The sequence below is a fragment of the Desulfonispora thiosulfatigenes DSM 11270 genome (assembly GCF_900176035.1).
In the GTDB taxonomy this organism is placed as follows: Bacteria; Bacillota; Peptococcia; order Peptococcales; family Desulfonisporaceae; genus Desulfonispora; species Desulfonispora thiosulfatigenes.
This window is the reverse complement of record NZ_FWWT01000014.1, coordinates 77323-88668: the sequence shown is the minus strand read 5'-3', so window position 1 is coordinate 88668 and position 11346 is coordinate 77323. Positions and strand designations below refer to the sequence as shown.

Below are 11346 nucleotides of genomic sequence, written 5' to 3'. Positions count from 1 at the left end.
ACCATATATAGTAAATCCACTATTTTGTCATCCTTTGCTAATTGACAAATAGTAGACATCTTCGCTATATTACTAATATACTTGTAAAAAGCTATACGATGGGGGTGCCTTAATGAGGGATAAAAATTCAAAGTTATCCATACTCATGGATAAAATGAATATAACTGGACGTGAGCTAGCTGGGGCACTAAATGTTGATTATTCTTTAGTTAGTAAATGGAGAAATAATCAACGTCCATTGCCCTTACGCTCGATTCATTTGAAGAATATGGTTAACTATTTTATTTTAATCGATAGGTCGACAGGACAGGATATTTTAAAGGATCTTCTAAAAGAGCATGATCCAAAATTAAATTTAGGCTCAGAAACCCAACTATCGGTTGCCCTTTCGCGCTGGTTAACAGAATCAACACCTTTAGTGACCAAAAATAAGGAATCATATTGTACTAATTTTAATGTCTATAAAGGAAATAGTGGTCGCAGATTAGCTGTCTTTAAATTTTTTGATTATATATTAAATTCTAAAAAACAACACAACTTGATGCTTATAAGTCAAGAAAATATGACATGGCTAACTGAGGATTCTACCTTTTTAAAAATTTGGCAACAAAAACTGGTTGAAATTCTTCATAAAAATCATAAAATTCAAATAATTCATTGGATTGATCGATATACTGAAAACTTATCATCGATTATAAACCTCTGGTTACCTCTTTATTTTACGGGAAATATTGAGTCCTTTTATTATCCCAAATATACTGATACTCTTTTTCAAGGAACATTGTTTATTATAAAAAATAATCTTGTGGTTACAGGAATGAACTCTGAAACTCCTAATAACCGCTATACTGCTTTATATAATGACACAAACACCTTAAACCATTATCAGTGGATGTTTAAGATGCTCTTATCAAATTGTCAGCCTTTAGTTAAGGTATATCCTCTCAATGATAGTCTACAGATGTTAAAAAGCATTGCACAAGTAAATACAACTAATAATGCTATCCTTGTTTCAAATTTACCTATATTCTCAACAATTACACCAAAATTATTTGAAGAAATACTCTCTAGTAATAATTTAGATGATGAAACTTTAAAAAAATGTCTAAAATATTATGAAAGTCTTAACTCCATTCATAATACTCTAAACATTCATTCGATTAAGCATATTTTTAATAAATCAGTTATAGAAACAGCTGTTCATTCAGAAAATATTATTTATGATGATTTATCATCTATTGCAGGTGTTGAAATCACTGTAACCAAAGATATGTTTCTACGTCATATACAAGGAATCATTGCTCAACTAGAAATCAACAACAATTACAAAGTTGGACTTATCACTTCTAATCCTCACCCCATCAATTTATGGGTACAGGAAGAAAACTGTGTGTTTACCTGGCAACCCAATAAAGGGAAATTTATCGTTGTATCTACTGAACCAACTGTTGTCCATGCTTCTTATCATGAACATCAGCAAATATGGGAATCAATCCCTAGGATAAACCGAGATAAAAGGTATGTTATAGCAAAGTTACAAGAATTAATAGCATTAGTATAATGATTACTAAGCCAGCTTCATGCATCACCTGATTTAATTTGTAGCTTACCATTTCCAGCTTTCAAATAATAAATATGAGCCAGTAGATAAAAGAATTAAGTATGTAAAAATACGAAATGTTTCTTGGTTAATTTTCTTAAATAAGAGCTGCCCTAAATATAAACCCATAATTACAACAGGGATAGCATAGGTGCTTGACAGCCACACTGTTTTACTGGTCTTTGCAAAGATAATTTGAATTACTAAGCTTGCTGAGTAAACGAATATGTAAAAAGCTAAAGTGGTAGCCCTTAATTTTTCTTTCTCTGTATCTGTTCCAGAAAAGTATAATAAAACTGGGGGTCCTGGCATTCCAATAGCTGCAGTTAGTGTACCTGAGATAGCTCCTACAGCAAAATCACGTTTATCGGTTTGGTTAATTCTGAATTTACGAATTAATAATACTGTTAAAATTAAAATAATTATGCTAACACCTAACTTTAACGTATTAATATCTAATAATAAAAAGAAAACTATTCCAAGTGGTATCCCAAAAGAGCTGCCAATAATAAATCTTTTTAAGATTTCAAAATCAATATCATTCTTAATAGTAGTAATTAAGGCAACTGAAATAAAAATAGAAAGAATTAAATTTACTTGAATCGCTTCCTTCGGCATAAATAATAGCAGAAGAAAGGGAGTAGCCATAATGGAAAATCCAAATCCAGTACTAGTTTGTAGAATTGATGCTATTAAAACAATACTAAAAAACAAGATATAAGAATCCATGATGTACTCCCTTCTATTTTTCTTGTCATATATAAAATACACTTATATTATTATACAATAAAACCTTAATATTATTCTTTTCTTTGTAGTACGTTTCTCCTTTGGGTCATCCTACTTACCTAACTACGGTCACGGGAATTTTTGCATAATTTACTACTCTATTTGCTACATTGTTTTTCAATAAGTTTTTCACTTGTGATACCTTTGGAGTAGGGATAACGATTGCATCGCATTTTTCTATCTCAGCAATATTTATAATTATTGCTGATCGATTACCTATGGAGGTTAAGGTCTTAAGTTCTAAATTGCTATCACTAAAGTACTTTTTTGCCTTTTGTAAGATTTCATTGTTTTCTTTATCTTGAAATTTACCCCTGGTTTTTTTAATTACTTCCGTTCCTACAAGTGTTAAGGGGGCTTCTGATTCTTGTACATACAGGATAGTTATTTTAGCTTTAAACTGCTGCGCTATTTTCAAGGTATAATCTAATGCCCCTTTCGAAAAACATTCTTCATCAACATATAATAAGATGTTATTCATTTCTTTCTAGCCCCTTTTTTATTCTTTTAAGTCCTTCAATAATGTTTTCTTTAGACGTAGCAAAGGAAAGACGAATATATTCCTCTGTTTCTCCTTCATTGCGCATGCCAAATGATGTTTGTGGCAAGACTGCTACACCAGATTCATGGAGTAAAAATTCTTGTAATTCCTTTGCATTTTTAAATCCTTTATTTTGACAAGCCTTGGTGACATTAGGGTAAACATAAAATGCCCCTTTAGGGTTAAGGCAACTAATTCCTTCAATCTCATTTAATCCTTTTACGATTAGATCTTTACGTTCTTTAAATTCTTGCACCATTTTGGTTGTATCTTCTTGGGGCCCTGTTACTGCTTCAAGTGCGGCAAGCTGGGTAAAAGTTGCGGTACACGAGATACTATTAGTGCATAATCTTGCAATAGCATTTACAACTATTTCAGGGGCTACTCCATACCCAATTCTCCAGCCTGTCATGGCATATGTTTTAGACATTCCTTCTATTAATATAGTTCTTTCTTTCATTCCAGGTATGGAAATAATGCTCTCAAAGGCTTGGTCATAAATAATGCGTGAATAAACTTCATCAGCCATTACCCATAAATCATTTTCTATTGCTATTCTAGCTATTTGCTGTAAATCCTCAGTACTTAACATTCCACCAGTCGGATTGTGGGGAGAATTAAGAATAATCATTTTAGTTTTAGCGTTTATCTTTGTTTCTAATTCTTCTGGTCTAAAAGAGAATTCTTTTTCTTCTCTAAGGGCTAAAGGCACGGCCACCCCGCCTACATAATTAATCATGGATTCATAAATTGGAAAACCGGGGTTAGGGTAAATTACTTCATCTCCTGGATTAATAGTAGCTAGTAATCCATAAAATATAATAGGCTTAGCTCCTGGTGTGATAACTACTTCTAAAGGGCTAACCTCTATCCCTCGTGTCCTTTCTATATATTTCGCAAGAGCCTTACGAACTTCTAGCAAGCCCGCGGATGGATTATAATGAGTGTGATTATTTTTAATTGCTTCTATTCCGGCTTGTTTAATATTTTCTGGACTATCAAAATCGGGCTCACCGATAGCAAAACTAATAATGTTTTTCCCTTGTTCTTGTAATTTAACGACTTCTGCTAAAACATCAAAGGCTGTTTCTGTTCCTAGTGAATACATTTTATCTGCTAATTTCATTTTAACACTCCCTTTTGGAATTATTAGTTATTTTTGATTATATCATAGTATTATAGAGATTTTATTAAAAGGAAAAATTTAAAAAGGCCCCAACTGATTTCATATACTCTCTGTCTAATAGACTGGGAGCATACCCTTTAAAATCAGCGAGGCCTTCTTGTATTATTTTTTTAATTTTATTTTAACTATACTACTTCTTTAACATTATTTTTATATTTATTTTAATGATATTATCTTCTTAAAACTAATATCTTATTGAATTTTATCCTTTTTAAAACACATGAACCAATCTAAACAATAGGATCCATCATCTTTATTTTCCATTCTTTCTTTGGCAACACCACAAGATCCTGCTGGTGGAATAATTACATCATCACCTGGTCTCCAATCAGCTGGAGTAGCACATTGGTCGCTATCTGCCTTTTGTAGGGCAATAACGATACGTAATAGCTCATCAAAATTTCTACCTAAAGAAAGTGGATAGTATAAAATAGTACGGATTTTAGCTTGAGGGTCGATTACAAATACAGCTCTTACAGCTTGTGTAGTTGATTGACCTGGTTGCACCATGCCATACTTATTAGCTACTTCCATTTTAATATCTTCAATTAATGGAAACATTACTTCTACATTTTTCATGTCCTTCCACTCAAGTTCTTTAATTTTACGTAACCAGGCAATATGTGAGTAAAGTGAATCGATTGATAAGCCTATTAGCTCAGTATTAAAGGCTCTAAACTCATCGGCCATTTTAGCAAAAGTCATAAATTCTGTTGTACAAACAGGTGTAAAATCTGCAGGGTGGGAAAATAGAATTACCCATTTTCCTTTGTAATCTTCTGGAAAGTTAATTTCACCTTGTGTTGATACCGCTTTAAAGCTTGGTGCATCATCGCCTAGTAAAGGCATTTTATTAACCTTTAATTCTTCCATAATCTTAATCCCCCTTAAATTATTTTTTTAAGCTCACTAAGACTGATACTCTAAAGTTTCTCCTTTTTGTTGCAATATCCTTTTTTAAAAGGACAAAAAAAACTGTGATGATAACATCACAGTACGAGAAGAATAAAATTTATCTAGGTTGTGGTATGCACGAACCTGCATAGTTTGCGATTATATTAATATTATACTCTACTTTTCTGTCGTCTCTTTTAATTTAAAAACACATCCCTGCATAGTTCGCGATTATATTGATATCATACTCTACTTTTCTGCAATTATCATCATGTACTAAGATACAGATAGGCCCTAGGGTAGCAGAACTACAAGGATTGCATATACTTGGTGTGAATTGAACTGTTTTAAAAGCCTTTATATTTGGTGTTCCCTTATCAAAGACAACCACCCCTACATTTAATGTCCTCCCTGGACATAAATTGGTTGCTTTTATAGTTACATAAAGTAATTTTCCATTTTCAGTTGCATCATAGTTTACTTCCGCTACACCCACACATTTACATGGATCTATTTTTATTCGCGCTGAACCTGATATACAAGATCCAAAATCAGTAGGTGGAGTATTACAAGCAGTAACCTCTTCTACTAATTGCGTCAACTTTTCCTTGTCTTTAATTTCGCCTTTCCAGTCACTTTTACCATAGTCTTTTTCATCCATAAATATTCACGCCCCTTATTGTATTTTGGCTAAATAATTATTTGCCTGCCTAATACATAATATGGAGCGTGAAATTTAATATTACTATTTCTTTGGCATCTCTTCTAAAACAACAGTAAGATTCATCTTTTTACCTTCTCGGTCTATACTAATCTTAACTTCATCGCCTGGTTTTAATTTTTCTAAAACATTATTAAGGTCATTAAAGTCCTTGATAGGTTTATCATTAGCTGCAGTGATAATATCCATTTCTTTGATACCAGCTTTAGCAGCGGGACCATTTTCAGGGGAGAACTGTTGAACTAATATTCCCACTGGCACCTCATATCTTTTAGCTGTTACTTCATCGACAATTGTTCCTAGTATACCAAGATATGGTCTACTCACATAGCCTTGTGCAATTAATTCTTCAATAATAGGCTTTGCGCTATTAATTGGTATCGCAAAACCCATGCCTTCTACACCTGTAAGCGCTAATTTTGCACTATTAATTCCGATGACTTGACCATGTTTATTAACAAGTGCTCCTCCACTATTTCCAGGGTTAATGGCTGCATCTGTTTGGACTAATTTAAACTGTCGATCACCAATTGTAAGCGACCTATCAGTTGCACTAATTACACCGACTGTCACAGATCTAGCAAATTCTATGCCTAATGGATTACCAATAGCTACAGCTAATTCTCCAGTTTTTAATTTATCAGAGTCGCCTAAAGGTGCTATAGCTAAATTTTTAGCTTCAATTTTTAAAACTGCTAAATCAGTGCGAGGATCACTACCTACTAATTCTGCTTTAACCTTGTCACCATTAGCTAAACTAACTACTAATTCTTGGGCGTCTTCTATCACATGATGATTTGTTACTATGTATCCTTTTGTATCAATTATTACTCCTGACCCACTTCCTTTTTCTGCTACACTGGTACGTCCAAAGAAATCTCTGACAACGCCTCTATTACTTATCCCTACAACTGTAGGACCTACGTTTTCTGCTACTGCTTCTACTGTACTTAAATCTTCCTTAGATTCTGGGATAGCAGGATTTGTTTGCTGATTTTGTGGCAATTGATATCCGTTCGAATTATTACCCAAAATGCTTGGTGCAAGATATAAAGCTACTAATCCACCTAAGAATGCAGCTATTACAGCAATAACAAAATAACCAAATAAACCCCTTTGCTTAAAGTTTTGATCTTCATTAAAGTAACTAATAATATACACCCCCTAAATACAAATTTTACTTATAATTATAACTATATTCTGAGGAAATGTCATGAATATTATGCCAAAAAAATATTACCTCATTATAGAGAGGTAAATATTTTAACTAAGTGCTATGATTGTTTCATTTACTATATTTTTTATTTCTGGATAACCTTTTATTACTTCATCTATACTTTGTTTACTATTTAAGCTATGCACTTTTCCTTTAACATATGCATTTCCATCTGCTACTGATACTTTTAATAAAGAGGAAACGATATGTGGATTTCTACTTAGATCATATTCTAATTTTGAGGCTATTTCTTCATTATTTTTACTTGAAGTAGGAATTAAGGGTTCCTTTTTTACTTCTGCTATTAATTCATTTGCCGTTTCTTGATCTGTATCTAATGCCTTATTTTTTGCGTTCGTTTTTTTCTTATTCATTTACTCACCCCTTTGGCACTTTTTTTTAGTATTACCAAAAGGGGGATATTAATTACATATTTCTTGTTGTTTGATATATTTTTTTAAGTTTGATTCAAATGAAGTTAAACTTTCGCCTGTTACCTTCTTAAAAGAAGATGCAAAATTATTTCCTAGGGCTAACTCATCTAATAACTGGTTAATTATCGTTTCATCATGACTATCCACTAAATATCTAATACCCATTAAAGATTGCCAATAGGCTAAATCTTGATTTTCTTGGTTATCATAATTTTTATCTAAACAGCTAAAAGAATAAATATGCTTTTTATCTTGGGCACAAGGCTCTGGTAAGGTATATCCTGTTACATCTTCTTCAATATACTGAGCTAAGCCTTCTGTAAACCAACGTGTATAATTGCCATTAGTTTTATAATCTACAATATAGTGTGTATATTCATGAGCTATTGGGCCCATATCCTTAAATATTTGTTCTTTATCTTCTTTCTCTATCCAAGTTTCAGGAGATAATATACCTATACTCCCCATCCAATACACACCCATAGGACTTTTGTCTCCTTCCCAGCCAAAGCTAGCGTTAAAATCCTGCATTGTTGGATAAATAATAATAGGGGTCTGGCTTTTAGGGGTAAAGTTTAATTTACCAGTAACTTCTTTAAAGATCTCTTCAGAAGTTTCTAAAACGAGTTCTGCATTATCGGGATTTCCTTTATATTTAACCTTAAAGTGATTGCTTGTTATTTCTTCATAATCATTTGTCTTTGTATCAAATTGATAGATATAAAAATTTCGAATGGATTGATATCCTAAGACTTTTACTTTTGTAAAACTAGGACTAAACATAAAGAAGAATAAGAAGAGTATTAATAGTGGCAAGATTATTAATTTATGCTCTATTATCATGCGCATAAATACACCTCCCTTTAATTTATCTTATCAGAATAAGAGTCACGAGAGTAATTAACAGTATAACATGATTTATACTATTAAAGTTTATGTAAGTAATGGCAAAATAGGCAAAAAAAAATCGCAGGATCAACTGCGAATAAATAATTACTTTTTATTAAAGCTTACAGCTGCTACTGAAACTTTTACTGCGCCATCAACTTTATTATACACTTCTTTGGCATCTTCTTCATTAAAACCACAACAAAGATCAATTACTTTAACGCCATTTTTCACTAAATCTTGAGCAGCTAGGCAGGCTTCATCCAAATCCCTTACCCCTACTACAGTTGTTTTAAATTCTGGTGACTCTACTGAAGTTTTTTGATTTCCTAAGCTATATCCAGGTGCTTTTACAATAAATGCATATTGAAATTGATCCATTTCTATTTCCCCTTTCAAATTTTGTATATTATTGACTAATAACTGACACAATTCCTGCGAAGGAAGGTAATAATAAGCCTACTGAAATTAAAACTACTAAAATTGTTACAGCCTTTTTTCTTCTATCATTTCTTCTAGGATTCATTTATTCTAATCCTCCTGTTCAGCTAGATATCTTTCTAGTGCCACAATTACCTCTGCACCATCTCCTACTGCTGTAGATACCTGTCTTAATCCTTTTTGTCTAATATCTCCAACTGCAAATACACCTGGTATATTAGTTTTCATCTCAGTATCCGTAATTAGATAACCTTGTTTATCATATCTTAAACCTTTTGGTAAATAATCTACATTTGGTGAATATCCTACAAAGATAAATACGCCCGCTGCATTTATATCTTTAGTTTCCTTGGTAATTACATTTCTTAAAACTACCTTTTCTACGCTGTTTTCACCTTCAATTCTCTCTACTACACTATCCCAAACTACATCTATTTTTTCATTTTTATCTATTCTCTTTTGTAACATTTGAGCCCCTCTTAGGCGATCTCTACGATGAACGATTGTAACTTTACTACAAAACTTAGATAGATAAAGAGCTTCTTGGAGAGCTGTATCGCCTCCCCCAATTACTAAAACCTCTTTTCCTCTAAAAAAGAAACCATCACAAGTCGCGCAGTATGAAACGCCCTTACCTCTTAGTTTACCTTCTCCTTCAACACCTAATACTCTTGGGTGTGCTCCTGAAGAAATAATAACGGTCTTTGATTCATATACTTCATCACCGGCATAAACTTTTTTAACTGGACCTTTTAATTCTAATTGTGATACTTTTTTAAATTTAAATTTAACGCCAAGATTTTCAGCTTGTTTATGAAAACTCATCATTAACTCTGGTCCAGAAACTCCATCTGGGAATCCTGGATAATTTTCAATCATGTCAGTAGTTCCTGCTTGCCCCCCTGGAGCCCCTAATTCAATTAATAAAGTATCTAAACCAGCTCTAACGGCATATATACTAGCAGTGAGCCCAGCTGGACCTCCGCCAATCACAATTACATCATACATCAGAATTCCTCCTTAGTTTTACTTTGTCATACCCTTATAGGGTATAGTATATCATATGTAGCTTATAAAAAAAAGCACAGGATTATTTCCTGTGCAATAATTAATTCAAAGATCTAAGAGGATTTGTATGATTTCCATTTACTAATACTTCAAAATGAAGATGTGGACCTGTACTTCTACCTGTACTACCAACTTGTCCTATAGTTTGTCCAGCACTTACACCTTGTCCAGGACTAACTAAGATTTTAGAAAGGTGAGCATAACGTGTAGAGGTTCCATTCCCGTGAGAAATATCTATACAGTAACCATAGCTTCCTCTCCAACCAGCTGATGTCACTCTGCCAGAATCTGAAGCACGAATGGCTTGTCCAGTATTACCACCAATATCAATTCCTGTATGATATCCTAAAGATCTACTACCATAACCAGAAGTGATGTTACCTCTTAGCGGCCAATTTAAGTTTCCGCTACCTACTACGCTTCCACCATTACTTCTTGAAGCAACCATATAATTTCCTCTAGATTTAACTCTAGTTCCTTTAGTGATTACTTTATTTTTAGGGTTTTCGATAACCTTTTCTTCAACTAATTCTTTTTGTACTTCTGCACCATTTTTACTTACAATTTGATAAGTTACTTCTTTCTTTCCATTTGTACCTTCTTCAGTAACCTTTGTTTGTCCTTTATATAACTTTGCAGAATCTATGTACTGTGTTTCACATGCTATAGTTTCTTCTGCCTTTAATTTAAATTTAGTTACGGTATTTAATAAAGGTTTAGTTTTCACTAAATTTAATTCTTGTCCAATAGATAATTTTTCGATTGGAACTCCTGGATTAGCTTCTTCTAATTCTCCCACTGTCATGTTATTAGCATGGGCAATATCCCAAACAGTATCTCCTTCAGATACTTGGTATGTTTCAATACTATTACTTCCTAAAACTATATATTCAAGAGCTTTTTTAGGATCTAGTAAGCTAGATTTTTTTGTCTCACATTTTTCGATGTCTATTTTTTCTTCAAAATTAACTTCTACTACATCTGTATTATCAGACACAGGAGTATACTTTTTCTTAACTAGATCAAGAACTGCTTGAGCGTCCTTTTCATCTTTAAGAAAAACCTTAGGCTTGTCATTTATTTTTATTGCAACTGCGTCTAATTTCCAATCAAGGCGATTTTTTAAGATAGTTTTAAGCTTTTCTTCAGTTAGATAATCTTTTTTATCACATTTACCATCATTAAGCTCTACTTTATTAGCAATTCCTTTGATAACCTCTTTGGTTTCTTCCGTTTGTTCTGCTTGTAATTCATTTATAACTTTATCACATAACTCTTTTTTTCCGACATAACCAATCTTTTCTCCATCAACTACAACTTGATAAGCCTTCCCTGAAGCTGCAGAGATAGAGGTGACCATTAACAGCAACACTAAACAACCAATTATGATTTGTAATTTTCTACTCTTTTTCATCTTTTCAATTAATTGAGTCATATAAACTACAGATTAACTGCAGCACTCCACCTGCCTTTCTAAAGCATAACCATTTACACTAATAACAAAGGCATTGTATCATAATCATTGGACTATTTCAATACTTTCAACTATTAAATAGTATTTATCGTTA

12 protein-coding genes are annotated in these 11346 nt (G+C 32.7%); 1 reads left to right on the top strand and 11 read right to left on the bottom strand.

Features of this window, described 5'->3' with window-relative positions; all coding sequences use genetic code 11:
- Window positions 1-112: 112 nt before the first annotated feature.
- The gene (locus tag B8965_RS04990) at window positions 113-1561 is read left to right on the top strand and encodes a hypothetical protein (RefSeq protein WP_084052752.1); all 1449 of its coding nucleotides are present in this window, start codon (window positions 113-115) and stop codon (window positions 1559-1561) included.
- Between the two features lie 45 nt (window positions 1562-1606).
- Here the strand turns inward: B8965_RS04990 and B8965_RS04985 are convergent, their stop codons facing one another.
- The 11 genes from B8965_RS04985 to B8965_RS04935 form a co-directional block, all read right to left on the bottom strand.
- Window positions 1607-2329 carry a sulfite exporter TauE/SafE family protein gene (locus tag B8965_RS04985; protein ID WP_084052751.1) on the bottom strand — a complete coding sequence of 241 codons (723 nt, stop codon included), beginning with the start codon at window positions 2327-2329 and terminating at the stop codon, window positions 1607-1609.
- A gap of 115 nt (window positions 2330-2444) precedes the next feature.
- Window positions 2445-2870, bottom strand: coding sequence for a universal stress protein (locus B8965_RS04980; RefSeq protein WP_084052750.1), 426 nt, complete (start codon window positions 2868-2870; stop codon window positions 2445-2447).
- Window positions 2863-4056: a pyridoxal phosphate-dependent aminotransferase gene (locus B8965_RS04975; RefSeq protein WP_084052749.1), complete on the bottom strand. Its 1194-nt coding sequence runs from the start codon at window positions 4054-4056 to the stop codon at window positions 2863-2865. The genes B8965_RS04980 and B8965_RS04975 overlap by 8 nt, the downstream gene beginning before the upstream one ends.
- 252 nt (window positions 4057-4308) lie before the next feature.
- Window positions 4309-4989 carry a peroxiredoxin gene (locus B8965_RS04970; RefSeq protein ID WP_084052748.1) on the bottom strand — a complete coding sequence of 227 codons (681 nt, stop codon included), beginning with the start codon at window positions 4987-4989 and terminating at the stop codon, window positions 4309-4311.
- A 223-nt stretch (window positions 4990-5212) separates the two neighbouring features.
- Window positions 5213-5671, bottom strand: coding sequence for an iron-sulfur cluster assembly protein (locus B8965_RS04965; RefSeq protein WP_084052747.1), 459 nt, complete (start codon window positions 5669-5671; stop codon window positions 5213-5215).
- A gap of 84 nt (window positions 5672-5755) precedes the next feature.
- Window positions 5756-6892, bottom strand: coding sequence for a S1C family serine protease (locus B8965_RS04960; protein WP_242941931.1), 1137 nt, complete (start codon window positions 6890-6892; stop codon window positions 5756-5758).
- A gap of 102 nt (window positions 6893-6994) precedes the next feature.
- Entirely contained in the window at window positions 6995-7321 is a 327-nt protein-coding gene (locus B8965_RS04955; protein WP_084052746.1) for a BON domain-containing protein, read from the bottom strand.
- A gap of 48 nt (window positions 7322-7369) precedes the next feature.
- Window positions 7370-8230: a peptidase MA family metallohydrolase gene (locus B8965_RS04950; protein WP_084052745.1), complete on the bottom strand. Its 861-nt coding sequence runs from the start codon at window positions 8228-8230 to the stop codon at window positions 7370-7372.
- Between the two features lie 144 nt (window positions 8231-8374).
- On the bottom strand, window positions 8375-8650 hold the full coding sequence (locus tag B8965_RS04945) for a DUF6506 family protein (RefSeq protein ID WP_084052744.1): 276 nt from the start codon (window positions 8648-8650) through the stop codon (window positions 8375-8377).
- 150 nt (window positions 8651-8800) lie between these two features.
- Window positions 8801-9718 carry a thioredoxin-disulfide reductase gene (gene trxB, locus B8965_RS04940; RefSeq protein WP_084052743.1) on the bottom strand — a complete coding sequence of 306 codons (918 nt, stop codon included), beginning with the start codon at window positions 9716-9718 and terminating at the stop codon, window positions 8801-8803.
- Window positions 9719-9818: 100 nt separating this feature from the next.
- Window positions 9819-11213 carry a peptidoglycan DD-metalloendopeptidase family protein gene (locus B8965_RS04935; RefSeq protein WP_084052742.1) on the bottom strand — a complete coding sequence of 465 codons (1395 nt, stop codon included), beginning with the start codon at window positions 11211-11213 and terminating at the stop codon, window positions 9819-9821.
- Between the last annotated feature and the right edge of the window lie 133 nt (window positions 11214-11346).

What these genes read in the sequence shown, in the direction of transcription:
- trxB (WP_084052743.1), bottom strand. Translation starts at nt 9,718, where the DNA reads ATGTATGATGTAATTGTGATTGGCGGAGGTCCAGCTGGGCTCACTGCT.
- B8965_RS04970 (WP_084052748.1), bottom strand. Translation starts at nt 4,989, where the DNA reads ATGGAAGAATTAAAGGTTAATAAAATGCCTTTACTAGGCGATGATGCA.
- B8965_RS04980 (WP_084052750.1), bottom strand. Translation starts at nt 2,870, where the DNA reads ATGAATAACATCTTATTATATGTTGATGAAGAATGTTTTTCGAAAGGG.
- B8965_RS04955 (WP_084052746.1), bottom strand. Translation starts at nt 7,321, where the DNA reads ATGAATAAGAAAAAAACGAACGCAAAAAATAAGGCATTAGATACAGAT.
- B8965_RS04975 (WP_084052749.1), bottom strand. Translation starts at nt 4,056, where the DNA reads ATGAAATTAGCAGATAAAATGTATTCACTAGGAACAGAAACAGCCTTT.
- B8965_RS04950 (WP_084052745.1), bottom strand. Translation starts at nt 8,230, where the DNA reads ATGCGCATGATAATAGAGCATAAATTAATAATCTTGCCACTATTAATA.
- B8965_RS04945 (WP_084052744.1), bottom strand. Translation starts at nt 8,650, where the DNA reads ATGGATCAATTTCAATATGCATTTATTGTAAAAGCACCTGGATATAGC.
- B8965_RS04935 (WP_084052742.1), bottom strand. Translation starts at nt 11,213, where the DNA reads ATGACTCAATTAATTGAAAAGATGAAAAAGAGTAGAAAATTACAAATC.
- B8965_RS04985 (WP_084052751.1), bottom strand. Translation starts at nt 2,329, where the DNA reads ATGGATTCTTATATCTTGTTTTTTAGTATTGTTTTAATAGCATCAATT.
- B8965_RS04965 (WP_084052747.1), bottom strand. Translation starts at nt 5,671, where the DNA reads ATGGATGAAAAAGACTATGGTAAAAGTGACTGGAAAGGCGAAATTAAA.
- B8965_RS04990 (WP_084052752.1), top strand. Translation starts at nt 113, where the DNA reads ATGAGGGATAAAAATTCAAAGTTATCCATACTCATGGATAAAATGAAT.